Source organism: Candidatus Azoamicus ciliaticola, from assembly GCF_902860225.1.
In the GTDB taxonomy this organism is placed as follows: Bacteria; Pseudomonadota; Gammaproteobacteria; order UBA6186; family Azoamicaceae; genus Azoamicus; species Azoamicus ciliaticola.
The window spans coordinates 258,355-284,439 of sequence record NZ_LR794158.1 but is presented as its reverse complement, the minus strand read 5'-3'; the positions used below and the strand labels follow the sequence as shown (position 1 = coordinate 284,439).

General features: G+C 25.8%; 20 protein-coding genes, 5 tRNA genes and 1 pseudogene. 11 read left to right on the top strand and 15 right to left on the bottom strand.

Annotation, left to right across the window (positions count from 1 at the left end; genetic code table 11):
* The first annotated feature begins 3 nt into the window (after positions 1 to 3).
* The 6 genes from nuoI to ESZ_RS01665 are packed head-to-tail and all read left to right on the top strand — an operon-like array spanning position 4 to position 6,427.
* On the top strand, positions 4 to 495 hold the full coding sequence (gene nuoI, locus ESZ_RS01690; RefSeq protein WP_176605050.1) for an NADH-quinone oxidoreductase subunit NuoI: 492 nt from the start codon (positions 4 to 6) through the stop codon (positions 493 to 495).
* Positions 496 to 509: 14 nt separating this feature from the next.
* Positions 510 to 1,091, top strand: coding sequence for an NADH-quinone oxidoreductase subunit J (locus tag ESZ_RS01685; RefSeq protein WP_176605049.1), 582 nt, complete (start codon positions 510 to 512; stop codon positions 1,089 to 1,091).
* Between the two features lie 20 nt (positions 1,092 to 1,111).
* Entirely contained in the window at positions 1,112 to 1,417 is a 306-nt protein-coding gene (gene nuoK, locus ESZ_RS01680; protein ID WP_176605048.1) for an NADH-quinone oxidoreductase subunit NuoK, read from the top strand.
* Positions 1,418 to 1,429: 12 nt separating this feature from the next.
* Complete coding sequence (gene nuoL, locus ESZ_RS01675; RefSeq protein ID WP_407925658.1) at positions 1,430 to 3,448, top strand: NADH-quinone oxidoreductase subunit L; 2,019 nt, start codon at positions 1,430 to 1,432, stop codon at positions 3,446 to 3,448.
* Positions 3,449 to 3,451: 3 nt separating this feature from the next.
* Positions 3,452 to 4,993: a complex I subunit 4 family protein gene (locus ESZ_RS01670; protein WP_176605046.1), complete on the top strand. Its 1,542-nt coding sequence runs from the start codon at positions 3,452 to 3,454 to the stop codon at positions 4,991 to 4,993.
* Between the two features lie 12 nt (positions 4,994 to 5,005).
* A complete protein-coding gene (locus tag ESZ_RS01665; RefSeq protein ID WP_176605045.1) occupies positions 5,006 to 6,427 on the top strand; it encodes an NADH-quinone oxidoreductase subunit N in 1,422 nt (473 codons plus the stop codon).
* A 3-nt stretch (positions 6,428 to 6,430) separates the two neighbouring features.
* Here the strand turns inward: ESZ_RS01665 and ESZ_RS01660 are convergent, their stop codons facing one another.
* From ESZ_RS01660 to ESZ_RS01590, 15 genes and pseudogenes are all read right to left on the bottom strand, one after another.
* On the bottom strand, positions 6,431 to 7,444 hold the full coding sequence (locus ESZ_RS01660) for an AI-2E family transporter (protein ID WP_176605044.1): 1,014 nt from the start codon (positions 7,442 to 7,444) through the stop codon (positions 6,431 to 6,433).
* A gap of 23 nt (positions 7,445 to 7,467) precedes the next feature.
* Positions 7,468 to 11,505, bottom strand: a pseudogene (gene rpoC, locus ESZ_RS01655) (DNA-directed RNA polymerase subunit beta'); the annotation flags it as partial.
* A gap of 15 nt (positions 11,506 to 11,520) precedes the next feature.
* Positions 11,521 to 15,261, bottom strand: coding sequence for a DNA-directed RNA polymerase subunit beta (gene rpoB / locus ESZ_RS01650; RefSeq protein ID WP_176605067.1), 3,741 nt, complete (start codon positions 15,259 to 15,261; stop codon positions 11,521 to 11,523).
* 43 nt (positions 15,262 to 15,304) lie between these two features.
* A complete protein-coding gene (gene rplL / locus ESZ_RS01645) occupies positions 15,305 to 15,682 on the bottom strand; it encodes a 50S ribosomal protein L7/L12 (protein WP_176605042.1) in 378 nt (125 codons plus the stop codon).
* Positions 15,669 to 16,187: a 50S ribosomal protein L10 gene (gene rplJ, locus ESZ_RS01640; RefSeq protein WP_176605041.1), complete on the bottom strand. Its 519-nt coding sequence runs from the start codon at positions 16,185 to 16,187 to the stop codon at positions 15,669 to 15,671. Before rplJ ends, rplL begins: the two co-directional genes overlap by 14 nt.
* A 7-nt stretch (positions 16,188 to 16,194) precedes the next feature.
* Complete coding sequence (gene rplA, locus ESZ_RS01635) at positions 16,195 to 16,872, bottom strand: 50S ribosomal protein L1 (RefSeq protein WP_176605040.1); 678 nt, start codon at positions 16,870 to 16,872, stop codon at positions 16,195 to 16,197.
* Positions 16,869 to 17,291: a 50S ribosomal protein L11 gene (rplK, locus tag ESZ_RS01630; RefSeq protein ID WP_176605039.1), complete on the bottom strand. Its 423-nt coding sequence runs from the start codon at positions 17,289 to 17,291 to the stop codon at positions 16,869 to 16,871. Before rplK ends, rplA begins: the two co-directional genes overlap by 4 nt.
* A 12-nt stretch (positions 17,292 to 17,303) precedes the next feature.
* Entirely contained in the window at positions 17,304 to 17,852 is a 549-nt protein-coding gene (nusG, locus tag ESZ_RS01625; RefSeq protein WP_176605038.1) for a transcription termination/antitermination protein NusG, read from the bottom strand.
* Complete coding sequence (secE, locus tag ESZ_RS01620; RefSeq protein WP_176605037.1) at positions 17,849 to 18,175, bottom strand: preprotein translocase subunit SecE; 327 nt, start codon at positions 18,173 to 18,175, stop codon at positions 17,849 to 17,851. Before secE ends, nusG begins: the two co-directional genes overlap by 4 nt.
* A gap of 20 nt (positions 18,176 to 18,195) precedes the next feature.
* A tRNA-Trp gene (locus ESZ_RS01615) sits at positions 18,196 to 18,269 on the bottom strand.
* A gap of 5 nt (positions 18,270 to 18,274) precedes the next feature.
* Positions 18,275 to 19,465 carry an elongation factor Tu gene (gene tuf / locus ESZ_RS01610; protein ID WP_176605036.1) on the bottom strand — a complete coding sequence of 397 codons (1,191 nt, stop codon included), beginning with the start codon at positions 19,463 to 19,465 and terminating at the stop codon, positions 18,275 to 18,277.
* Positions 19,466 to 19,485: 20 nt separating this feature from the next.
* Positions 19,486 to 19,557 (bottom strand) — tRNA-Thr (locus ESZ_RS01605).
* Positions 19,558 to 19,577: 20 nt separating this feature from the next.
* Positions 19,578 to 19,648 (bottom strand) — tRNA-Gly (locus tag ESZ_RS01600).
* 21 nt (positions 19,649 to 19,669) lie between these two features.
* Positions 19,670 to 19,754, bottom strand: a tRNA-Tyr gene (locus ESZ_RS01595).
* Between the two features lie 61 nt (positions 19,755 to 19,815).
* Positions 19,816 to 19,888: transfer RNA gene (locus ESZ_RS01590), tRNA-Thr, on the bottom strand.
* 138 nt (positions 19,889 to 20,026) lie between these two features.
* On the opposite strand from ESZ_RS01590, the gene ileS reads away from it, so the two are divergent.
* Genes ileS through obgE form a run of 5 tightly spaced genes read left to right on the top strand, consistent with a single transcriptional unit; the run spans position 20,027 to position 26,081 of the window.
* Positions 20,027 to 22,783 (top strand): isoleucine--tRNA ligase, encoded by a 2,757-nt coding sequence (gene ileS / locus ESZ_RS01585; protein WP_176605035.1) that lies wholly within the window; start codon positions 20,027 to 20,029, stop codon positions 22,781 to 22,783.
* A 6-nt stretch (positions 22,784 to 22,789) separates the two neighbouring features.
* Positions 22,790 to 24,454: a DNA mismatch repair endonuclease MutL gene (mutL, locus tag ESZ_RS01580; RefSeq protein ID WP_176605034.1), complete on the top strand. Its 1,665-nt coding sequence runs from the start codon at positions 22,790 to 22,792 to the stop codon at positions 24,452 to 24,454.
* A 41-nt stretch (positions 24,455 to 24,495) separates the two neighbouring features.
* Entirely contained in the window at positions 24,496 to 24,810 is a 315-nt protein-coding gene (gene rplU, locus ESZ_RS01575) for a 50S ribosomal protein L21 (protein WP_176605033.1), read from the top strand.
* A 15-nt stretch (positions 24,811 to 24,825) separates the two neighbouring features.
* Complete coding sequence (rpmA, locus tag ESZ_RS01570; protein ID WP_176605032.1) at positions 24,826 to 25,083, top strand: 50S ribosomal protein L27; 258 nt, start codon at positions 24,826 to 24,828, stop codon at positions 25,081 to 25,083.
* Positions 25,084 to 25,088: 5 nt separating this feature from the next.
* On the top strand, positions 25,089 to 26,081 hold the full coding sequence (obgE, locus tag ESZ_RS01565; protein WP_176605031.1) for a GTPase ObgE: 993 nt from the start codon (positions 25,089 to 25,091) through the stop codon (positions 26,079 to 26,081).
* Positions 26,082 to 26,085 lie beyond the last annotated feature (4 nt).

The window sequence follows — 26,085 nt, the reverse complement described above, 5'->3', positions numbered from 1 at the left end:
TTTTTGTTTGTTTTTTTAAAGCGATTTTTTAAGTCTTTTCTTTTGTTAGAGCTTATACAAGGACTTAGAGTTACAATGAAACATTTCGTTGGTAGAAAAATTACTATTTTTTATCCAGAAGAAACCATTCCTAAATCTGATAGATTTAGAGGTTTACATGCTTTAATGCGTTATGATAATGGTGAAGAGAGATGTATAGGTTGTAAATTGTGCGAAATAATTTGCCCCGCAAAAGCCATAACTATTGAAACAGCTGAGCGAGACGATGGTTCAAGAAGAACTATTAGATATGAAATTGATTTATTTAAATGCATATTTTGTGGTTATTGTGAAGAAGCTTGTCCTGTAGATTCAATAGTGCAAACTGAAATTTATGATTATTGTTTTTATGATAGAAATAGCTGTGTTATAACTAAAGATAAGTTATTGGCTATTGGAGATCAGCATAAAAAAGATATTTTTAGGATGAAAAAAAATGATTCTATTTATAGGTAATTAAGGGTATTTTTATGTCATGGTTGTTTTTTTATATTTTTGCTGGTATAGCTATTTTTTCTTCTATTTTTGTTGTCTTATCTAAAAATACAGTTAAATCTGTATTATTTTTAATTTTGTCATTTTTATCTACTGCTTGTATATGGTTGCTTTTAGAAGCGGAATTTTTGGCTATAACTCTTATTTTGGTTTATGTAGGTGCTGTAATGGTCTTGTTTTTATTTGTAGTTATGATGATAGATCAAGAATTTGAAATAACTAAATTGGGCGTATCTAAATATTCGCCTTTAATTATGTGTAGTTCTTTACTTCTTTTAGTAACCTTATTGTTGTTTATAAGTCCATATCATTTTGGGTCTGATGTTATATTGCCTGAATTTAGGGGTGCAAGTTATAATGTTATATTGTTAGGTTTGTTGCTTTATAATAAATACTTATTTGCTTTTGAAATTGCAGGAATATTATTTTTAGTTGGTATGGTTGCAGCTATAGCTATTTCTTTTAGAGGTAAGCAGGATAGATTGAATCAAGATGTATCTGAACAAGTTAATGTTAAGTCTGGTGATAGACTTAAATATGTAAATTTTGAGAAATAAACGTTATTCAAGAGATTTTTATGGTTTTTTTATCTAATTATTTGATTTTTTCGTCTGTTTTGTTTGTTATTGGCATCACTGGTGTATTTATAAATAGAAAAAATATAATTGTACTTTTGATGTGTATGGAACTTATGTTATTGGCAGTTAATACTAATTTCATTTCTTTTTCTAGGTATATGGGCGATTATACTGGTCAAGTTTTTGTATTTTTTATTTTATCCGTTGCCGCTGTTGAAGCTGCCATAGGATTGGCTATATTAGTAATAATTTTTAGAAATCGTGGTACTGTTAGTATTAGAAAAATGAATGATTTAAAGGGGTAGTTTGTGGATTTAATAAAAATATATATTTTAATTGTGGTTTTTTCTCCTTTATTTAGTGCTTCAGTAGTTGGACTAACTTGTAGAATTATTAATAATTCTATTGCACATTATTTAACTTCAGTTATGATGTTCATATCTTTAATTTTTTCATTGAAATTGTTGTATATGTTTTCTTTTAAAGGTTTAGCTACTTTTGAAGATAGTTTATATATTTGGGGGACAGTAGGTAGTTTAAAATTAGAAATAGGTTTTTTAGTTGACAGATTGACTTGTATAATGCTTTTTGTAGTTACTTGTATTTCTTTTTTAGTTCATGTGTATACTATAGGTTATATGCATGGTGACGGTGGTTATAATAGATTTTTTTCTTATATTTCATTCTTTACTTTTGCTATGCTTATGTTGGTTGTATCAAATAATTTTTTACAACTATTTTTTGGGTGGGAAGGTGTAGGATTGGCGTCTTATTTATTAATTGGTTTTTGGTTTGATAGAGAAAGCGCTGTATTTGCTAATTTAAAGGCTTTTATAGTTAATAGAGTTGGTGATTTAGGTTTTTTACTTGGAATAGCTGCTATTTATTGTTGTTTTGGTTCTTTAAATTATTTAGTTGTTTTTGATGGTGTTAAAAATTTTGTTTCTGATGGTTCTTTATTTTTAAATACTTTTTTTGCTTTTACACCTGTCTCTGCTATTACTTTTATTTGTATTTGTTTATTTATAGGTGCTATGGGGAAATCAGCGCAAGTTCCTTTACATGTGTGGTTACCTGATTCTATGGAGGGTCCTACTCCAATATCTGCTTTGATACATGCAGCAACAATGGTTACTGCAGGTATTTTTATGGTAGCTAGAATGTCGCCTATATTTGAATATTCAGAGACTGCATTATCTTTTGTTATGATTATAGGAGCTATAACTTGTTTTTTTATGGGGCTTTTAGGTATAGTTCAAAATGATATTAAGAGAGTTGTAGCTTATTCTACTTTGTCTCAATTAGGATTAATGGTTACAGCATTAGGTGTTTCAGCTTATTCTGCTGCTATATTTCATTTGGTAACTCATGCTTTTTTTAAAGCACTTTTATTTTTGGGTGCTGGATCTGTTATAGTTGCTTTGCATCATGAACAAGATATTAGATATATGGGAAATTTAAAAAAATATATGCCTATTACTTATTATACTATGTTTATAGGTAGTTTAGCTTTAGCAGGTATACCTGGATTTTCTGGTTTTTTTTCTAAAGATCTTATTATAGATTCAGTTAAAATATCATCTGTGCCATTTTCCGGTTTTATTTATTATGTTCTTGTCTGTGCTGTGTTTGTTACTGCTTTTTATTCTTTTAGAATGTTTTTTTTAGTTTTTCATACAAATGAACGTATAAATCATCATTCTAGCCATGAAGATCATGGACATGGTAATGATCATCATTCTGATGGTGGCGTAAAAGAATCACCTTTTGTGATAACAATACCATTGATAATTTTAAGTATATTTTCTTTAATTAGCGGTTGGTTATTTTTTGATAAAATTTTAGCTGGTTTTTTTGGTGATGCTATTTTTGTTAAAGACAGTTCTGTATTGTCACATTTAAAACATGAACTTGTTAGTAGTAATAATTTATTTCTTCATGGATTTACATCTTTACCATTTTTAATGAGTGCTTTAGGTATATTTTCTGCATGGTATTTATATTGTGTTAATTCAAGTATTGTTGTATTTATTAGAGAAAAGTTTAGTTTTATCTATTTCATTCTTATTAAGAAATATGGATTTGATGAATTTAATCAATATGTTTTGGCTTTTGGTACTAGAAAAATTGGATTGTTTTTTTGGAAAATTGGAGATATGTTATTTATCGATAAATTGATAGTAAATGGTGTGCCATTGATGATAAAATATTTTTCTGATTTTGTTAGAGTGTTACAATCTGGACGTATTTATAATTATGTTTATATAATGGTTACTGGATTTGCTTTATTATTATATTATATTGTTGCTGGTGATTTCAGTAGTTTTGGAAGATAATATATGTTAATAGAAATACCTTTATTAAGTTTCATTATTTGGATGCCTATTATTATTGGGGTTGTTATTTTGTTCTTTAATAATGATAAAAGATTTTCTTTTATCACAAGAAATTTAGCATTGTTGGCATCTATTTTTTCTCTTTATTTGTGCTATTTATTGTATTCTGGATTTGATTTTCTTTCTTGGAAAATGCAGTTTGTGGAAGATAGACAATGGATTGGTAGTCTTGGAATTTTTTATAGTTTAGGAGTTGATGGTATATCTATAGCTTTGGTTTTATTGACTTGTTTTATGACTTTCATTGTGGTTGTTTATTCGTATAGAAGCATAAAAGATCATATTGCTCAGTATTTTTCTTATTTTCTTATTATGCAAGGGTTGGTTTGTGGAGTTTTTGTAGCATTAGATGCTATATTGTTTTATGTATTTTTTGAAGCTATGTTAATACCTATGTTTTTGATCATTGGTATTTGGGGTGGAAATAATAGAATTTATGCTACTATAAAATTCTTTTTATATACTTTTTTTGGATCTGTGTTTTTTTTAATATCTTTGATTTATATAAATCATATGATTTATTACAATACAGGTGAGATGACTTTTTCTATACTTAAATTCCAATCAGCATTTTTATCTGTTTCTCAACAAAAATGGTTGTTCTGGGGAATGTTGATAGCATTTGCAGTTAAAGTTCCTATGTGGCCAGTTCATACTTGGTTGCCTGATGCACATGTTGAAGCACCTACTGGTGGTTCTGTTATTTTAGCAGCAATTACATTAAAAGTTGGTGGGTATGGTATTATAAGATTTTTATTACCTATAGTGCCTGATGGTTGTATGATTTTTGCTGACGTTGTTATAGTTTTATCTTTTATATCTATAGTTTATATAGGGTTGGTAGCTATAGTTCAAGATGATATGAAAAAGTTAGTAGCATATTCTTCTATTTCTCATATGGGTTTTGTTACTTTAGGTTGTTTTTTATTTTTTGTTTTTGGATTTGATTCAAAATATTTTGATAATGCTGTTATGGGATTAGAAGGAGCTATGGTTCAGATGATTTCTCATGGGTTTATTTCTGGAGCTATGTTTATATGTGTAGGCATTCTTTATGAAAGATTGCATACAAAACTTATAAGTAAATATGGTGGTGTAGTTAATACTATGCCTATTTTCGCATCTTTCTTTATGCTTTTTGCTATGGCTAATTCAGGGTTGCCAGGTACATCTGGTTTTGTTGGAGAATTGCTTGTTATTTTAGCAGTTTTCAAAGCTCATGTTTTATATTCTTTTTTAGCTGGATTAACTCTTATTTTTGGAGCAACTTATACTTTGTGGATGTATAAGAGAGTTATGTTTGGTAAAATAGCTAATAGTGAGATAGCGTTATTTAATGACATAAAATTAGATGAAAAATTAGTTTTAATTTTTTTAGCTTTTTTTGTTTTACTTTTAGGTATATGGCCTGCTCCAATTTTAAATTTAATTCATTCTACTTTTGATCATTTTGTTCGTGAAGTTATAGAATCTAAGGTTTTTTAGGTTAGGTGTTTTATGTATAGTGGAGTTATTTTTATATTGCCAGAATTAGTTATTGCTGTAATGGCATGTTTTATATTAATTTTTGATCTTTTTGTTTCTAGTAATAAAAGATATATAATTTATTATTTAGCTCAAGGATCGTTTTTATTTATATTATTCATTTTAAGTTATTCTATGAAAGTGCCAAAATGTATATTATTTGATGGTGCTTTTGTATTTGATTCTTTTAGTATTTTTTTAAAATTTTTATTAATTTTGATTGCGTTCTTTGTATTTTTATATTCAAAAAAGTATCTTTTTTTAATAGATTTATTTAAGAGTGAATATTTTGTTTTGTGTTTGTTATCTATTTTAGGAATGATGATTTTAATATCTAGTGGAGATTTTATAACTTTTTATTTAGGATTAGAATTATTATCTTTACCGTTGTATTCTTTAATTATTATGAATAAAAATTATATTTCTTCTGAGGCTGCCATGAAGTTTTTTATTATGGGTTCTATAGCTTCAGGATTATTTTTGTTTGGCGTGTCTATGGTTTATGGGTTGACTGGATTAATTGAACTTAAAGGAATTAATTATTTAATTACAGAAGGTGATATTTTTTCTCAGATAGGCATTTTATATGGGTTAGTTTTTATATTTGCTGGATTAGTTTTTAAATTCGGTGCAGTTCCTTTCCATATGTGGGTACCTGACGTTTATGAAGGATCTCCTATACCTGTTACTCTTTTTATAGGTACAGTACCTAAAATTGCTGCTTTAGGTATGGCTTATAGATTATTGTCAGACACATTTTCTTATGTAACTAATGAAATTGAATTTTTATGTATTATAAGTGGAGTTTTATCATTATTTGTCGGTAATATCTTTGCTTTAACGCAGTCTAATATAAAACGTCTTTTAGGATATTCAGCAATAGCGCATGTTGGATTTATTTTTTTCGCTTTTGTCGGTTCAAATTCAAATAATTTTTCTATTGCTATGTTCTATGTTTTTGTTTATGTGTTTTCATCGCTTGGTGCTTTTGGTGTTGTAATGGCTTTAAGTTCAAAGTTAAAAGAAGCTCAGTTTATTTTTAATTTTAATGGAGTTGGACTTATTTATCCAGTTTTTGGTATTGTTATGGCAATATTTTTATTTTCTTTAGCTGGCATACCACCTACTGCTGGATTTTATGCAAAGTTTTTTGTATTGAAGAATTTAATTTCTTATGGTTACATTGAATTAGTTATTTTTATTTTATTGTTATCAGTTATTGGGGCTTATTATTATTTAAAAATTATTAAAGCTATGTTTTTTAATGTTTCTGATAATGGCGTGGAAATATTAGGAGTGTCTAATTTTGCATTTTTATTAATTTTGCTTAACGGAGCTTTCATATTGTATGTTGGTATGTTTCCATCATATATTTTACAGTTATGTTCTTTGTAGGTATTAATGTTTTAAATGTATATTTATTATAGCTTTAATTACTATTGCAAATGGTATTGCGAAGAATACTCCGTATATATTTAAAGTTGAACCAAAAACTATTACTGATATTATTATTGATATTGGGTGTAGATTTACCGCTTCTGAAAAAAGAAGCGGTACCAATATGTTTCCATCTAATAATTGAATTGTAGTATAAATTATTGTTATGTACAAAAATTCTTGTGATATTCCTAGTTGCACAGCTGATATCAATATTACTGGAATTGATACCATTATTGCACCTATATATGGAATTATAACAGATACTCCTACCATTATAGATAATAAATCCGCATACGATATTTTATATATTTTAAATAAAATGTAGTTCGCTATGGTTATTATTATTATTTCAATTATTTTACCTCGTATGTAGTTTTCTATTTGTGTATTTATTTCTATCCAAATGTTTTTCCAAAAGCGCATTTTTTCTGGCATTATTTTATTAAACCATTCTAGTATTTTTTTATGATCTTTTAATAAGAATAGAACTAAAATTGGTATTATAAATATAGATATCGTCCATTTTATTATTATAGCTATAGAAATTAAAGATGCGCTTATTAATGTTTTACCTATACTTTGTACATAAGTAGTTATATTAGAAAATAATATGTTTGTTTGTTCTATAGAAAATATTGATGGATATTTATATGTTAATATTTTTATTTTTTGCAAAATAATAGGTAAGTCGTCAAATAAGTTTGCTAATTGTTTAAATATAATTGGCAAGAGTATAGTTAATATTAGTATAAAAAATGTTAAAAAAAGAGAATATGTTATAAAAAAAGATATAGAATTAGATATATTTACTTTTGTCAGTAATTTTTGTATGTTGTACAAAAAGTAAGTTATTATAATACTTATAATTATTGGTAAAAAAAACGAACTTTTTATTATTATAATTATTGTTAAAAAAAAAAGTATAAGTGATAAGATTTCTTTGTATTTTATATTTTCAAGTATATTTTTCATATTGTATTTATTTTTTTATGAAAGCCTGTGCCTGCTGGAATTAATTTTCCTACTATTACATTTTCTTTCAATCCTAATAATCTATCTTTTTTTCCACTTATAGCAGCTTCTGTTAATACTTTAGTGGTTTCTTGAAATGATGCGGCTGATATAAAAGAATCTGTAGTTAAAGCAGCTTTTGTTATGCCTAACAATATTGTTTTATATAGTATTTCTTTTTTATTTTCATTTTTTAATTTTTTATTTAGATCATTTATTAAAAATATGTTTTCTTGATCGTCTTTTAATAAATTACTTTCACCAGAATCTATTATTATACCTTTTTTAAGCATTTGTTTAATTATTACTTCTATGTGTTTATCATCTATTCTAACACCTTGTAGTCTATAAACACTTTGCACTTCTCTTTTAATATGGTCAGTTAATTCGTTTACACCTAATAATCTTAAAATATCATGTAAATTGTGTTCACCTTCTACCAAGATATCGCCTTTTATTACATTTTCATTTTCGAATACATTTACATTTTTCCATTTTGGAATTAATAGTTCATTGAAATTACCTTCTGCATCTTTTATTAAAATTCTATTTTTATCTTTTGTTTCTTTTCCAAAAATGACAATCCCAGATGTATCTGCTAGTATAGCAGGATCTTTAGGTTTTCTTGCTTCAAAAATATCTGCTACACGTGGTAATCCACCTGTTATATCTTTTACTTTTGAAGTATCTTTTGGTATTTTAGCTATTATGTCGCCTATGTTAATTTTTTGATGATTTTCTACGTTTATTATTGTTCCAGGAGATAAAAAATAATTAGTTATTTTTGTATCATTATTTTCTATCTTAAGTTCTTTATTTATTATTTCTATGCATGGTTTTATATTATTAATATTTTGATTGCTTTTATTTGAATCAATAACAATTATGTTTGATAATCCAGTGGTTTCGTCTAATTCTTTTTTAATTGTTAGGCCTTCTATTAAATTTATGTATTTAATTGTACCAGTTATTTCAGATATTATTGGTAGATTGTGTGGATCCCATGTTGCTATAATTTCGTCTTTTTTGCTTTCATGTGCATTATTTTTATGTATTATTGCTCCGTAAGGTATTTTATATTGTTCTAATTCTTTTTTTTCTTTGTCAAGTATTATTATTTTACCTGAGCGTGAAATTGATATTATATTTTTTGTTTTTTCATGAATTATTGTTTTTATATTTTTATACTCGAGTATTCCATCTGTTTTACACTGTATTTGATTATTCATGCTTATTCTAGAAGCTGCTCCACCTATATGAAATGTTCTCATTGTTAATTGAGTACCTGGTTCACCTATTGATTGAGCAGCTATTACGCCAACAGCTTCACCTATATTTACTAATGCATTTGTTGTCAAATCTGTTCCATAACATTTTGAACATACGCCATATTTTAATTTACATTTTATGACTGATCTTACTTTTATTTTTTTTATATTTAACTTTTCTATTAAAATTATTTCGTTGTCATTTAATAATGTGTTTTTTGTTATAATAATCTCGTCTTTTTTGTTTTTAATGTCTTCTTGTAGTATTCTTCCTTTGATTCTATCCGTTAATTTTTCTATTACATTGCCATCTTCTATTATTGGTGTTATTTCTATACTATCGGTAGTTTCGCAGTCATTTTGTGTTATTACAACGTCTTGTGCAACATCAACTAATCTTCGTGTTAAATAACCTGAGTTTGCTGTTTTTAAAGCAGTATCAGCCAATCCTTTTCTTGCGCCATGAGTAGATATAAAATATTGTAAAATATTCAGACCTTCTCTAAAATTTGCTGTTATAGGTGTTTCTATTATAGAACCATCTGGCTTCGCCATTAATCCTCGCATTCCAGCTAATTGTCTTATTTGATTTATTGATCCTCTAGCACCTGATTCCGCCATCATGTATATTGGGTTAAAAGAATCTTCTGTAATAATCTTACCTTCTTCGTTTATTATTTCTTTCAGAGCTAATTTTTTCATTAGAACTTTCGTTATATTCTCATTTGCTTTTGACCATATATCTATTATTTGATTGTATCTATCTTCTTTGTTTATTAATCCATTTGAATATGCATCTTCTATTGTAAGAATTTGTTCTTCAGTTTGTTTTATTATGTCATACTTTTCTTTTGGTATATCTATATCTTCTATACCAATCGATATTCCTGACTTTGTTGCATATTCAAATCCTATTCTCATAAGGTTATCTGCTAATATTACGCTGTCTTTTATACTATTGTTTTTGTAACACGTGCTTATTAAGCTCGATATTTCTTTCTTTGTCATTAATTTGTTAATTGAGTCGAAAGTAATATTTATAGGTAATACTCTGCTTAAAATAGCGCGACCACAAGTTGTTTCTGTAAATGAATTATTTATCTTTAATTTTATTTTTTCGTGCAATCCTATTTGTGAGTTTTCGTATGCTTTTTCTACGTCATTTACATTTTTAAAATATTTTATACTTTTATTTGTACATTTTTTTTCTTTAGATAGGTAATAAAGCCCTAATACTATATCTTGAGATGGTAATATTATTGGTTCACCATTTGCTGGGGATAATATGTTATTTGTTGACATCATTAAAATTCTTGCTTCTAGTTGTGCCTCTATTGTTAATGGTATGTGTACAGCCATTTGGTCGCCATCAAAATCTGCATTAAAAGCAGTGCATACTAAAGGATGTAATTGTATTGCCTTTCCGTCTATCAAAATAGGTTCAAAAGCTTGTATTCCTAGTCGATGTAATGTTGGAGCTCTATTTAGTAATACAGGATGATCTTGAACTATATCGTTTAAAATGTCCCAAATGTAAGCTCCTTCTTCTTCTACCATTTTTTTTGAGCTTTTAATTGTGGTGGTTATATTTCTTTTTTTAAGTTCGCCAAATATAAAGGGTTTAAATAATTCTATTGCCATTTTTCTTGGTAATCCGCATTGATTTAATTTTAGGTTGGGGCCTACAACTATTACAGATCTACCAGAATAATCTACACGTTTGCCTAATAAATTTTGTCTAAATCTTCCTTGTTTACCCTTGATTAAATCTGCCAAAGATTTTAGTGGTCTTTTATTTGATCCATTTATAGTTTTACCTCTGCGTCCGTTATCTATTAAAGCATCTATTGCTTCTTGTAGCATTCTTTTTTCATTCTTTATTATTATATTTGGTGCATTTAGATCTATTAGCTTTTTTAATCTATTATTTCTATTTATTACTCTTCTATATAAGTCATTAAGATCTGATGACGCAAATCTTCCACCATCTAAAGGTACCAATGGTCTTAAATCTGGTGGTAATACTGGCAATACATTTAAAATCATCCATTCTGGTTTATTATTTGAATTTATGAATAATTCTAATATTTTAAGTCTTTTGTATAATTTTTTATTTTTTATATCAGATGTTGTTGTTTTAATTTTTTCTTTTGTTATTTTAATTTCTTCTTTTAAATTTAGATCTTTTAATAATAATTGTATTGCTTCGGCACCCATTTTTACAATTATTTCATCACCATATTGTTTTGTTGAATCTAAATATTCTTCTTCTGTTAACAATTGCCCTTTTTTGAGCAAACTTAATCCTGGATCTATAACTACATATTGTTCAAAGTATAATATTTTTTCCACATCTTTTAAATTTATATCTAATATTAACCCAATTTTTGATGGTAATGATTTTAAAAACCATATATGTGCTATCGGAGTAGCCAATGTTATACTAGCCATTCTACTTCTTCTTACTTCAGCAGTAGTTACTTCTACTCCACATTTTTCGCATATTATGCCTCTATGTTTTAATTTTTTATATTTACCACATAAACATTCGTAGTCTTTAATTGGACCAAAGATTTTTGCACAAAACAGTCCGTCTCTTTCAGGTTTAAATGTTCTATAATTTATTGTTTCTGGTTTTTTAATTTCTCCATACGATCTTGATAAGATTTGTTCTGGAGATGCAAGGCCTATTTTGATGCAATTAAAATTTGTTATATTTGTATTTCGTTTAATTATGTCTATTATGTCTTTCAATTTTTTCTCCAAGAATTATTCTTTATCTAATTCTATATTTAATCCGAGTGATAAAATTTCTTTTGAAAGTACATTAAAAGCTTCTGGAATGCCTGGTTCTGATTGAAAATTATTATCTATTACGTTTTTATATATTTTTGTTCTACCTGTAATATCATCAGATTTTATTGTTAACATTTCTTGAAGCGTATAAGCTGCGCCATATGCTTCTAATGCCCATACTTCCATTTCTCCAAATCTTTGTCCACCAAATTGAGCTTTACCACCAAGTGGTTGTTGTGATACTAAACTATATGATCCTGTTGATCTAGCATGCATTTTATCGTCTATTAAATGATTTAATTTCATTATATATTGATACCCAACAGTTATTTCATTTTCAAAAGGCATGCTTGTTCTTCCGTCATATAATATTGTTTTGCCATGTTTTGGTAAATCAGCCAATTGTAATAATTTTTTAATTTCTTCTTCATTTATACCATCAAATACTGGTGTTGCTATAGGTATGCCGTTAGATAGGTTTTTTATTAATGTTTTCAATTCATCTTGTGAAAATGAATTTAAGTCTAAATTTTTGTTTTTAATATTATAAATTTTTTCTATAAAATTTTTTGCATCTTCTTTTTTAAGATGTTTTAATTTTTTTCCAAGTTCTTTTGCTGCCCAACCTAAATGAGTTTCTAAAACTTGTCCAATATTCATTCTTGATGGTACACCTAAGGGATTTAATATAATATCTATTGTTTTGCCATTTTTTAAATATGGCATGTCTTCTACAGGAACAATGATTGATATAACTCCTTTATTACCATGTCTGCCAGATAATTTATCTCCAACCTGTATTCTTCTTTTTATTGCTATAGAGACTTTAACCATTTTAATTATACCTGGAGGTAAATCATCACCTCTTTTTATTTTTTCTTCTAATTCTTTTAATTTTAAGTTGTTTTCTTGATGTATTTCATCTAATTTAATGCGTTTATCTATTATTTTATTTTTAATTTCTTTATTTTTAATTTTTATGTTTTTAATTTCTTTAATTGGCGTATTTATTATTAAATCTAAAGTTAACAATGTATTTTGATTTGTTTTTTTATTTTCTAAAACAAGTGCATCTAGTTCATTTAATATATCTTTTTTTAATATGTCTAATTCGTCAGCTAAATCTTTTTTAATATTTTTTAGTTTGAAATCTTCTATTTCTAAAGTTCTTTTATCTTTTTTAAGAGCATCTCGTGTAAATATTTGGATATCTATTATAGTACCTGTTATGCCTTGTGGTACTTTTAAAGACGAATCTTTTACGTCTGAAGCTTTCTCACCAAAAATGGCTTGTAAAAGTTTTTCTTCTGGTGTTAGTTGCACTTCACTTTTTTTTGTTACTTTACCTACTAAAATATCTCCAGTTGTAACTTCTGAACCTAAATATATAATTCCACACTCATCCAATTTCGTTAGTGCTGTATTATTTATGTTTGGAATATCTGAAGTTATTTCTTCTGGACCGAGTTTTAAGTCTCTTGCTACACAAATTAATTCTTCTATATGAATGCTTGTTAATTTGTTCTCTTTAACAACATTTTCAGATATTATTATTGAATCTTCAAAATTAAATCCATTCCAGGACATAAAAGCCACAAATAAATTTTGCCCCAAAGCTAATTCACCTAAGTCTGTTGCTGGTCCGTCAGCTATTATGTCATCTTTATTTATTTTATCACCTTTTTTTACAAGTGGTTTTTGGTTTATACATGTATTTTGATTGGATCTTGAATATTTTATAAGATTATATATATCTACACCTATCTCATTATTTTGAATTTCATCTTTATTTACTTTTATTATTATTCTTGACGCATCAACTTTTTCTATTATTCCATTTCTCTTTGCCATAACAGTTGCTCCAGAATCTAAAGCAACTATTTTTTCCATACCCGTTCCTACAAGTGGTTTTTCTGCTCTTAACAGTGGTACAGCTTGTCTTTGCATATTTGATCCCATTAATGCTCTATTTGCATCATCATGTTCTAAGAAAGGAATTAGAGCTGTAGCTACAGAAACTATTTGTTTAGGTGATATATCTATGTATTCTACTTTATTGCTGCTTATTATTATGAATTCGTTTTTAAATCTACAAGATACTTGATCTTCTTCTAACATCATCGTTTTTTTATTTATTTTTGCATTTGCTTGAGCAATTATAAAATCACTTTCATCTATAGCGGATAGATATTTTATCTCGTTAGTTATTTTATTATTTTCTATTTTTATATATGGTGTTTCTAAAAATCCATATTCATCTGTTTTTGCATATATCGCTAATGAATTTATTAATCCGATGTTTGGCCCTTCTGGGGTTTCTATTGGGCATATTCTACCATAATGTGTGTTATGTACGTCTCTTACTTCAAACCCAGCACGTTCTCGTGTTAACCCACCTGGTCCTAAAGCAGAAACGCGTCTTTTGTGTGTTATTTCTGACAATGGATTGATTTGATCCATAAATTGAGATAATTGGCTAGAACAGAAAAATTCTCGTATCATAGCGGCAATTGGTTTTGCATTTACTATGTCATTTGGTGATAAATTGTCATTTTCTGCAAGAGTTAATTTTTCTTTTATAGATTTTTCTATTTTTATAAAACCTGTTTTAAATTGGTTTTCTATTATCTCTCCAACACTTCGTACACGTCTATTACCTAGATGATCTATGTCATCTATGTGATCTTTTCCTTCTTTTATATCTATTAGCTTTTTAATTATATTAATTATATCATCATTACATAATACAGTTTCTTTAAAATTTGAGGTATTTAATCTTTTATTTATTTTCATTCTTCCAATTTTAGATAAGTCATATTTTTCAGATGAAAAAAATATTGTATCAAACATTTGTTTTGCTGAATCTTTACTTATTAATTCATCAGGTCTTATTATTTTATAGAGTTCAATAATAGCGTCATTTTGTTTTGTTATATTTTCTAATTTTAATGTATTTATTATATAATTTTTATAATTTTTGTATTCTATTTCATTATTTTTTTGTAATTCTGTGTTGTTTGATTTGTTTTCAAACACATTTATTATTTCTTCTGTAGTTAAATTTAGTGCTTTTAACAATATTGATATTGGAAATTTTCTTTTTTTATCTATTCTGCCGAAAATACAATTTTTTGTATCTATTTCTATATCTAACCACGCGCCTCTATGTGGTATTATTTTTGCAATATATGATATTTTATTTGTATATATATTTTGTTTTGTTTTGTCTATTTCAAAAAATAATCCTGGAGATCTATGCAGTTGCGAAACTATTACTCTTTCTGTACCATTTATTATAAATGTTCCTTTTGGTGTCATTAGTGGCATATCTAAAATATATACATCTTGTTCTAATGGTTTGATTTTATCTTTTTTTGTATTTATATTTTTTGTGAAAATGAGTTTTAATTTTAATGGGCTTGCATAAGTTAATCCCTTTATTTTACATTCTGCTGCAGTGAATAAAGGTTTAGATATAGAATAACTTATATAATCTAATCTTGAATTTTTGCTAATGCTTTGTATAGGAAATATAGAACGTAATACATATTCTAATCCTATATTTTTTCTTTGCGTTTCTATTCCTGTGTTTTCTTGTATAAATTTTTCATATGATTTTATTTGTATATTGTGTAATTTTGGTATTTTCAATTTTTCTATATGTTCACCAAAATTTGCGCGTAAACATTTTTTTTCTGTGTATGATAATAGCATATTTTCTGTATTTATCATAAGTATTTCCCATTTAAAATAAACATTATCTTATTTCTATTTTTGCGCCACTTATTTCTAAAGCGGTTTTGATTTTTTCTATATCTGATTTTTGAACATTCTCTTTAATAGTTGCTGGTAATTTTTCTACGAAGTCTTTTGCTTCTTTAAGTCCTAAATCTAATATAGTTCTTATTGTTTTTATAACGTTAAGTTTATTATCACCATATGATGTCATAATTATTGTAAATGTTAATTTTTCTTCAGGTTTTGATTTTTCTTCAACATGTTCTGGATTAGAAGCTATTTGTTGATTTTGTATTGATATATTAAATTTTTTTTCTATTAAATTTGTTAATTCTGTTAATTCCAATATATTCATATTTGATATTGCATTTATTATTTCTTCATTAGTTATTTTCATTTTTTTCTCCATTTTCATTGTTTTTAATTTTTATTAAATTATTTAATATTTGCGATAGCCTTATTACACTTATTTTAAGACTATATATTAAGTTTTGTAATTCTTGTTCTTTTGAATTCAATCTTATTATTTTCTGTATATCTTTATTTTCAAATATTCTCCCATATAAATATGTTGCTTTAACCTTAATATTTTTATTTTTTGAATTAAAATCTTTAATTATTTTTAATGGTTCTGATATTTCAGAGTTACTAAATATAATTAATATTTGACCATGTATATAAGGTAATAATTTATCATTCTCTGTTTCATTTAAAGCTTTTTTAATTAAATTATTTTTTAACACTTTAGCTTTTATATTTTTATTAAATAATGCTTTACGTATGTGTTTTAATTCTAATGAAGTAACTTTTGAATAGTCTAGTATTGTTGTAGAAACAGAATTTATGAGTAAATTATTTATTTCTTTTACTATATTCTTTTTTTTTTCGTTTGTGGTTTTCATTTTTTTATTAAATAGTCAATGAATTTAAATTTATTTCTAACCCACAACCCATTGTGCTTGATATGTGTATTTTTTTAATTGACATATTTTTGCAATTTTGTGGCTTATATTTTTTAATTTCATTTATTAATGTTTCCAGATTTTCTTTTAATTTATTTGTATCTAAGTCTATTTTACCAATTGAAGAATGTATTATGTCATTTTTATCATTTTTGAATTTTACATAATTTTTCCTTATTTTTGATAAAGTTTCTTTTATATTTGTAGTTATTGTTCCATATTTTATATCTGGCATTAAATTTTTAGAACCAAGTATTTTATTTAATTTTCCCATTTTTATTATTGCGTTTGGTGTTGTTATCATTAAATCGAAGTTTATGTTTTTTTTTGTAAAATCTGGTATATTTTTTTCATTTAATATTATTTCTATACTTTGATCCTTTGCTTCGTTTATTTCATTATCTGAGATTAAAAATGCTGCTATTTTTTTATTTTCATTTATTTTATTAGGCAGTATTGCATGACCTTTAATGCTTATATTTTTTTTATTAGGCACAATGTTTAACTGTATAGCAACATCTATACTTTCTTTAAAATTTCTTTTTTTTAAATTTTTTATAAAGTCTATTGCTTTTTCAAAAGAATAAATTTGATTTTTGTTAGTTTCTTTATTTTTTTTATTCATTCGATTTCTATCCCCATGCTTTTTGCTGTACCAATTATTGTTTTTATAGCTGCATCATTTGAATTTACTATTAGATCATTTATTTTTTGTTTTGATATTATTTCTAATTGTTCTTTAGTTATTTTACTTACTTTTATTTTATTTGGGATTTTACTACCTTTTTCTATGTTTAAAATATCTTTTATCATATTTGAAGTTGGTGTTGATTTTATTATAAAATCAAAACTTTTGTCTGGGTATATATGTATTAGTACAGATACTAAAGTTCCTTTTTTAATTTCAGGCATGTTTCTTGTTGTTTCATTGAATTTGTTACAAAAATTCATTATATTCACACCTTTTGAACCTAAAGCTGGACCTATAGGTGGACTAGGATTTGCTTCTTGAGATTTTAGTTGTAATTTAACTGTTATTTTCATTTATTTTACCTTTTATATTTTTTCCACTTGACTGAAATCTAAATCTATAGGCGTTGATCTTCCAAAAATAAGTACTCCTATACAAAGCCTGTTTTTGTCATAATTTATTTCTTCTACTGTGCCGTTAAAATCAGAAAAAGGTCCATCTATTACCCTTACCATTTCTCCCGTCTCAAATAATTTTTTTGGTTTTGGTTTTTTTGAACTTTCTTTCATTTTATCTAAAATTTTTTTTGTTTCATCTTCACTTAAAGGAGTAGGATTTCCTGGTGTACCACCAATAAATCCAAAAACATATTTTATGTTTTTTATTATTTGAATTGAGTCATCTGTTATTTGCATTTCTATTAGAATATAACCTGGAAATATTTTTCTTTTACTTGTATATTTTTTCCCAGCTTTTATTTCTATTATATCTTCTGTAGGTATTAATATTTTACCAAAAAAATTATTTAAATTTAGTTGTAATATTTTTTCTTGCAATTGTTCTTTTACTTTTATTTCATGACCAGAAACTGTTTGTATTATGTACCATTTTTTAAGTTTATTTTCTTTACTCATATTATCTTTGAGATTAAAAATGTTAATGTAGAATCTATCAACCATATAATCAAACTTGCACTAATAATTATAAGTGTTACAGTTAACATTGATTGATTTACTTCTTTTTTATCTGGCCAGCTTATGCTTTTTATTTCTGATTTTAAATCAAGTAAATCTGATTTTTTATTTTTTAATAAAATTATAGTGGATATTGTTATTATTATGCTTGTCATTAAAAGCATAACTATTTTTTTTTGGATTAAAATATTAATTATAGTTAATAATGCCAGTAGCATTATTATTTTTATTGCAGTATATTTTTTTGTTTTATAATTTTTCATTTTATTTAAATAAAAATTTTCAGGCCAGGAGGGCCTCGAACCCCCAACCTGCGGTTTTGGAGACCGCTGCTCTACCAAATTGAGCCACTGGCCTTTTTATTATTCTATTATTTCTGAAACTATACCAGCACCAACTGTTTTTCCGCCTTCTCTTATTGCAAATCTCAATCCTTCTTCCATAGCTATTTGATATATTAAATTTATTTCTATATTTATGTTGTCACCAGGCATTATCATTTCTACATTTTTTGGTAATATTATTTCTCCTGTTACGTCTGTGGTTCTGAAGTAAAATTGTGGTCTATATCCGTTAAAAAATGGTGTATGTCTGCCACCTTCTTCTTTGCTAAGCACATAAACTTCTGCTTTAAATTTTTTGTGAGGATTTATGCTTTTTATTTTTGCTAATACTTGGCCTCTTTCAACTTCTTCTTTTTTTGTTCCACGTAATAATACTCCAACGTTATCACCAGCTTGACCTTCATTTAATATTTTTCTAAACATTTCTACACCAGTACATGTAGTTCTTAATGTTTTTTTGATTCCTACAATTTCTACTTCCTCACCAACTTTTATTATTCCTCTTTCAATTTTTCCTGTCACAACTGTACCTCTTCCTGAAATTGTGAACACATCTTCTATAGGTAATAAAAATGGTTTTTCTATATCTCTTTTAGGTATAGGAAAATATTTATCCATTGTATTTACTAATTCAAGTATAGATTTTTCACCTAAATCTTTATCTTCATCATTTAATGCTTTTAATGCTGAGCCTTTAATAATAGGAATATCATTTCCAGGAAAATCGTATTTTGACAATAATTCTCTTATTTCTATTTCTACTAATTCCAATAATTCTTCGTCTTCTACTAAGTCTATTTTATTTAGATAAACTATTATACTAGGTACACCAACTTGTCTTGCTAACAAGATATGCTCTCTTGTTTGAGGCATAGGACCATCGGCTGCAGATACAACCAAAATTGCTCCATCCATTTGCGCAGCTCCTGTAATCATGTTTTTTATATAATCTGCGTGTCCTGGACAATCTACATGAGCATAATGTCTATTTTCTGATGTATATTCAACGTGTGTAGTTGAAATTGTTATTCCTCTTTCTTTTTCTTCTGGGGAGGAATCGATATCACCGTAATCTTTGAATTCTCCACCGAATTTTTTAGACAAGATTTTTGTTATTGCTGCAGTCAATGTTGTTTTGCCGTGGTCAACGTGTCCTATTGTGCCTACATTTATATGTGGTAGTGTTCTTTCAAATTTTAATTTTGACACTTGTTATCTCCTAAAAATTTAGCCCATAACCAGAATTGAACCGGTGACCTTTTCCTTACCAAGGAAATGCTCTGCCTCTGAGCTATATGGGCTTTACGGATTTATATTTTAAAGCGGATGATGGGAATCGAACCCACTTTATCAGCTTGGAAGGCTGAAGTTTTACCGTTAAACTACATCCGCGTTTTTGATTTGATTTTTTTTTGGAGGAAGTAGGATTCGAACCTACGTAGACCTTTCGGTCGGCAGATTTACAGTCTGTTCCCTTTGTCCACTCGGGCACTCCTCCTTTAATAAGTAGATATTTTTTCATTCTAATAAATAAAAGTCAAGAAAATTAATTAGAATTTAGCTGACGATAGGACTTGAACCTACTACCTGCTGATTACAAGTCAGCTGCTCTACCAGATGAGCTACGTCAGCAATATTTTTATACAATAATATATTTTTTATAACAGTTATGCAAATTTTTTTTTATGTTATTTAAAAACTTTTATATTATGTTGTTATTTTTTATATATTTTTGTTTAATTTAATAAAGTTTTGAAATGAGATGTTTAAATGGATTATAGATTTACTTTAAATTTACCTGAGACAAATTTTTCAATGAAGGCAAATCTTAGCTTAAATGAAAATGATATTTTAAAGTTTTGGGATGGTATAAATTTATATAATAAAAAAAGTTTTAATAAGAAAATTTTTGTTTTAAACGATGGGCCACCATACTCTAATGGCGATATTCATATAGGTCATGCGTTTAATAAGATTTTAAAAGACATAGTTTGTAAATTTAAGCGCTTAGATGGTTTTTTTGTAAATTTTGTTCCAGGATGGGATTGTCATGGACTACCTATTGAGCTTAATGTTGAAAAAATTATAAAAAAATCAAAATTTTTAGTTTCTGATAGTGATTTCAGAGCTTTGTGTAAGAAATATGCTGATGAACAAGTTAGCATTCAAAGATCCTCTTTTATTAGATTAGGTATAAATGCATCGTGGAATGATTTTTATCAAACTATGGATTTTAAATTTGAAGCAGCTATTGTTAAAACTTTTAGATCTTTATTAGAAAATGGTTATATTTATAGTAGTATTAGACCAGTTTATTGGTGTTTTGATTGTACATCAGCTTTAGCTGATGCTGAATTAGAGTATTTAGATAAACAATCTGATTCAATTTATGTTTTTTTTGAAATATTTGACTTTGAAAATTTTTTTGATAAGTTTTATTTTCGTAAGATTGGATTTGTTATTTGGACAACAACTCCTTGGACTTTGCCCTTTAATGAAGCTATAGCATTAAATCCTAAAGCAGAATATTTACTTATAGCACATAAAGAAATTGGGTATATTTTTGATAAAAAATTATTAGATTTTGTTGTAAAAAAATTAGCATTTAATCGCATACATGTTTTACATACTTTTTCTGCTGATTTTTTTCTTAATATGCGAATTATTCATCCAATGTATAGTAAATTTGTTAAGGTTGTTTTAAGTGATCATGTTTCTAGTGATTCTGGAACTGGATGTGTGCATATAGCACCTGGCTATGGGTATGATGATTATAAAGTAGCTTTGAAATTTGGATTGCCAATACAGAATAAGATTGATGTAAATGGATATTTTTATGGTGATGTTGAAGATTTTTCTAGTTTGAATATTAAAGATGTTAATCCAAATGTTGTTGCTAAGTTGAAAGAAAAAAATAATTTGTTATTGCATGAATGTATCTTACATAGGTATCCACATTGTTGGAGACATAAAAGTTCACTTATATTTAGAACAACTAATCAATGGTTTTTAAGTGTAGATAATAAATTATTGAGAAGTAATGTTATTAATATGTCTAAGAATTTTATTAGATGGATACCGGAAAATGGTAAAACAAAGATATTGTCAATGATAAATGATAGGCCTGATTGGTGTATTTCTAGACAAAGAGTTTGGGGAGTGCCTATATTTTTGTTTGTTAATAAAAATGATGACTCTCTACATCCTAGGTCTTTACTTATATTAGATGAAATAATTGAACTTATTAAAAATGATGGTACAAATTTTTGGTATGATTGCGATGTTTTTGCTTATTTTAATATTGATCCTGTTTTGTATAGAAAAGTAACTGATGTTTTAGATGTATGGTATGATTCTAGTTCTGTTTATGAATTTATTTTAAATAAATTTCATTTTTTAAAAATTCCTTTTGATTTATGTCTGGAAGGTAATGATCAGTATAGAGGGTGGTTTCAAGCGTCTTTAATTAATTCTGTGGCTAATTATAATTTATTTCCATTTAAAACTATAGTTGCGCATGGATTTGTTTTAGATGGATTTGGCAGAAAAATGTCTAAATCGCTTAACAATGTAGTTTCTCCTAATGATGTTATTAAAATTTATGGCGCTGATGTTTTGAGATTATGGGTTTCTTCTGTTAATTATTGTTTTGATGTTAATATTTCAGAAGAAATTTTAAGTCGTGTATGTGAATCATATCGTAAGATTAGAAATACTTTCAGATTTTTCTTGTCTAATGTTTATGATTTTAACCCTGAAAATAATTTAGTTATGTATTTTGATATTTTTTATATAGATAAATGGATTTTAAAAAAATTTATTTTATTTAAAGATGATCTTATTAGAGATTTTAATGAATATAAGTTTTATTCTGTTTATAAAAAAATATATAATTTTTGTATAGATGAATTGGGCAGTAAGTATTTTGAGATAGTTAAAGATAGATTATATTTAACCAGATCTTCATCTATTTTTAGATTATCTTGCCAATCTACATTGTATTATATTTTATATGAATTTGTTAAATTAATTTCTCCAATTTTGTCTTTTACCGCTGAAGAAATTTGGAAAAATATTAAATATGTTGTTAATTCTGTGCATTCCAGTGTTTTTGATTTGAAAGTTAATTTATTTTTAAATCATGAACATTTCAATGTTTTTGATCTTATTTTTTTTGATAAACTCTTTTATATTAAAGATTATGTTAATAAAATTATAGAAAGATTTAGACATGAATTTAATATTGGCTCTTCTTTAGAGCTTGAATTGTATTTTTATTGTGATATTTATTGGTTTAATTTTTTATTAAAATTAAAAGATGATTTGTTTTTGTTTTTTTTGGTTTCTAAAGTTAATTGTATTTTAGATATAAAAAGTGATGGGTTTTATTTTGAAATAGTAAAGTCTAATTTTTTTAAATGTGAAAGATGTTGGCATAGGAGTGTAAATAAATTTAATGAACTAAGAATTTGTAATAGATGTATATTAAATATTTATTATTTTAAAGAATGCAGGAGATTTTTTTAATTTTTTATGAAAAGATTTTTTATTGATAAATTATCTGATGATATTATTACTAAATTTAGCATTAGTTTTTTAATAAAACGTCCTTCTTGTGTACTTAAAGAACTGGTAGAAAATAGTTTAGATGCATCAAGTTCTAGTGTATCTATTTACCTTGAGGGTTTTGGTATAAAATTAATAAGAGTTATAGATAATGGTATTGGTGTTTATAAAGATGATTTACTTAAAGTAGGATTAAGGTTTAATACAAGTAAAGTATTTAAATTAAGTGATTTAATTAATATTAGTACTTATGGGTTTAGAGGCGAATCATTATATGTAATAAATTCTTTATCTAACTTAAGCATTATTTCTAAGCCTTATGATCAATCATTCGCGTATAAAATTAGTTTTTTAAATTCTGAAAAAAAAAATAGTTTAAATGTTAATCCTGGAACAAATGGAACTACCGTAGATGTTAGAAATTTGTTTTATAATAATTTAGAATTAAAAAATTTTTCCAAAGATTTTATTGAAGAGCGAAATGATATTTTACATATGTTGTCGTGTATGGTTTTATCAAGATTTGATGTTAGATTTATTTTTCATTCTAATAATATTGAATTGTATAATTTTCCTATTTGCAGTAATGATTATTCTAAGATAAAAAGATTCGAATGTTTTTATCCTGGAATTAATACGGATAATATTGTTGATATAAATTGTTTATTGAATGATATTAGTTTTTCTGGGTTTATTTATTTTAATGATAATAAAAAAAAATCTAAAAAGTTTAAATTTTTTTATGTTAATAATAGAATAATAAAGTCTGACATTATTGATAGAATTTTTCAAGATATTTTTACTGCACTTAATAAAATTTTGAATTTAAGTTATTGTTTTTATTTATATTTGGATCCATGTGAGTATAGCATTGTTTTTAGTGTCAACAAAATGGATGTTTTTTTTAAAAATTATGCTTTTATTTATAAATTTTTATTTGATTCTATATTTAATTCAGTAAATGCTAATAAAATTATTTTATCAAATTATTTATTAAAAAATAAAGAAACTGTTTTCCAAAAAGAATTTGATTTGGATAAATTTTTTTGTATGAATTTTAATAATAGAAAAATTTTTAATAATTGTAATGAGATTATTCTTGTTTTAGATGATGTAAATGTTTGTTTTTATTTAGAAAATAAATTATATTTTATTAAGTTGTTTAACATTAGAAATAGAGTTTTAAATAAATTGTTTTCTTTACAATATTTAAAAAAACGAAGAATTTTGAGTAAAAATGTTTTGTATTGTGATTTATTTAGTTTGGAAATTTTTTCAATTTTTTTAGATTTTAAAAACATTTTTTTTACTTATGGATTTGTTTTTGAAATTTTTGATGATAAATTTTTAATTTTAAAAAGTATTCCAGTTTTATTATATAATTTGTCTGTTGATTGGAATGGGTTATTTTTAGAGCTTAAAAGTTTTTTTGAAAAAAGTATTTTTGGTAGTTTTTCTATTAATAGATTTGATATTAATATTATTAATATTTATATTAAATATATTTATGATAAGTCAAAAATTAATGATTATGAGTTATCTTTTTTTTATAGAGAATTAGTTTTTTCAAGTATAAATGATTTGAATTGGTTTGAAAAGAATTGCCATGAAGTTATTTTTAAAAAAAGTTAAATTTTTATAAAGTTATTTTGTATTTTTATATGGGAGTTTTTATGCATGCTTTAATTTCAGATAGAAATAAGCAATATTTAGTTAAAGAAAATTGTTTTATTAAAGTTGATTTTATTAATGTTGCTGCTAACAGCATTATTAATATAGATGATGTAATTTTTTATAATAATGGGGATAGTGTCATTTTTGGTTCTCCTTTTTTAAAAGATGTTGTTGTTAAATTAGAAGTTATAAATCATTTTAAGTTGGATAAAAAAATAACTTTAAAATTTAGAAGAAGAAAACATCATATGAAACGTATTGGAAATAGACAAAAAATGACTACATTAAAAGTTATTTTTATAGGTAATAAGTAAGTTTAAGGAGTTTTTATGGCGACAAAAAAAGCTGGTGGCAGTTCTAGAAATGGGAGAGATTCTAAATCAAAACGTTTAGGAGTTAAACGTTTTGGTGGAGAATTTGTAAAAAGTGGTAACATTTTAGTTAGACAAAGAGGTACAAAATTTCATAATGGTGTAAATGTTGGATTAGGAAAAGATCATACTTTATTTGCTTTAAAAGATGGTTTTGTTAAGTTTTTAGCTAGAGGAAAAAGCAGAACTTTATATGTAAATGTTGTTGATAATTAAATTTTATGTTTTTTGTTGATTCTATAGATTTGTATGTTTCTTCTGGTAGAGGAGGAAATGGTTGTGTTAGTTTTAATAGAGGATCTTATGGGTCTTTGGGTAAAGCTGATGGTGGTAATGGTGGAAGAGGTGGAGATGTTTATTTTATAGGAGATAAAAATTTAAAAACATTTAGTAATTTGAAGTTTAATCTTAATTATAAAGCTGGTGATGGATTAAATGGAGAGTCAAATCTTAGAACTGGCAAAAGTGGTGTTGATATATATATTTCAGTTCCTTTGGGGACTGCTATTTATGATAAAGAACATAATGTTTTTATTTGTGATATTTTAAATGATGATGATAAATTTTTAGTTTTAAAGGGTGGGCGTGCTGGATATGGTAATTTTTTTTTAAAATCATGTGATAAAAATATTTTTGATAAATTATTATTGGGTGGCGCTTCTAAATTAGCAAAATTTCATTTGGAATTAAAAATATTGGCTGATGTTGGTTTATTAGGGTTTCCTAATGTTGGAAAATCTTTATTTATTAATCGTGTTTCAAATGTTTTTTCTAAAGTTGGAGACTATCCTTTTACTACTTTACATCCAGTTTTAGGAACTTTGAAATTTTTTAATTTTGATAAAATTTTAATAGCTGATATTCCAGGTATAATTGAGGGATCTTGTTTAGGTATTGGTCTAGGTTTTAATTTTTTAAAACATTTGTTAAAAACTAAGTTATTATTGCATTTTGTTGATGCTGAAAAAATTGATTCTAAAAGTTATTTATTAAAAGAATTAGCAATACTTAATAATGAGTTAAAAGTTTATAATTTGGATTTGCTTAATATAAAAAAATGGTTAATAATTAACAAAAGTGATTTAGTTACTAGCTTTTATTCCATAGATAAAACAATTTTATCAAAGTTTAATTATTCTAATATCTTTTACATTTCTTCAAAAAATAACATTGGATTAAAAAAACTTTGTTTTAATATTTGTGAATTTTTTTAATTTT

What these genes read in the sequence shown, in the direction of transcription:
- ESZ_RS01685 (WP_176605049.1), top strand. Translation starts at nt 510, where the DNA reads ATGTCATGGTTGTTTTTTTATATTTTTGCTGGTATAGCTATTTTTTCT.
- nuoK (WP_176605048.1), top strand. Translation starts at nt 1,112, where the DNA reads ATGGTTTTTTTATCTAATTATTTGATTTTTTCGTCTGTTTTGTTTGTT.
- ESZ_RS01670 (WP_176605046.1), top strand. Translation starts at nt 3,452, where the DNA reads ATGTTAATAGAAATACCTTTATTAAGTTTCATTATTTGGATGCCTATT.
- ESZ_RS01665 (WP_176605045.1), top strand. Translation starts at nt 5,006, where the DNA reads ATGTATAGTGGAGTTATTTTTATATTGCCAGAATTAGTTATTGCTGTA.
- ESZ_RS01660 (WP_176605044.1), bottom strand. Translation starts at nt 7,444, where the DNA reads ATGAAAAATATACTTGAAAATATAAAATACAAAGAAATCTTATCACTT.
- rpoB (WP_176605067.1), bottom strand. Translation starts at nt 15,261, where the DNA reads ATGCTATTATCATACACAGAAAAAAAATGTTTACGCGCAAATTTTGGT.
- rplL (WP_176605042.1), bottom strand. Translation starts at nt 15,682, where the DNA reads ATGAAAATAACTAATGAAGAAATAATAAATGCAATATCAAATATGAAT.
- rplJ (WP_176605041.1), bottom strand. Translation starts at nt 16,187, where the DNA reads ATGAAAACCACAAACGAAAAAAAAAAGAATATAGTAAAAGAAATAAAT.
- rplA (WP_176605040.1), bottom strand. Translation starts at nt 16,872, where the DNA reads ATGAATAAAAAAAATAAAGAAACTAACAAAAATCAAATTTATTCTTTT.
- rplK (WP_176605039.1), bottom strand. Translation starts at nt 17,291, where the DNA reads ATGAAAATAACAGTTAAATTACAACTAAAATCTCAAGAAGCAAATCCT.
- nusG (WP_176605038.1), bottom strand. Translation starts at nt 17,852, where the DNA reads ATGAGTAAAGAAAATAAACTTAAAAAATGGTACATAATACAAACAGTT.
- secE (WP_176605037.1), bottom strand. Translation starts at nt 18,175, where the DNA reads ATGAAAAATTATAAAACAAAAAAATATACTGCAATAAAAATAATAATG.
- ileS (WP_176605035.1), top strand. Translation starts at nt 20,027, where the DNA reads ATGGATTATAGATTTACTTTAAATTTACCTGAGACAAATTTTTCAATG.
- mutL (WP_176605034.1), top strand. Translation starts at nt 22,790, where the DNA reads ATGAAAAGATTTTTTATTGATAAATTATCTGATGATATTATTACTAAA.
- rplU (WP_176605033.1), top strand. Translation starts at nt 24,496, where the DNA reads ATGCATGCTTTAATTTCAGATAGAAATAAGCAATATTTAGTTAAAGAA.
- rpmA (WP_176605032.1), top strand. Translation starts at nt 24,826, where the DNA reads ATGGCGACAAAAAAAGCTGGTGGCAGTTCTAGAAATGGGAGAGATTCT.
- obgE (WP_176605031.1), top strand. Translation starts at nt 25,089, where the DNA reads ATGTTTTTTGTTGATTCTATAGATTTGTATGTTTCTTCTGGTAGAGGA.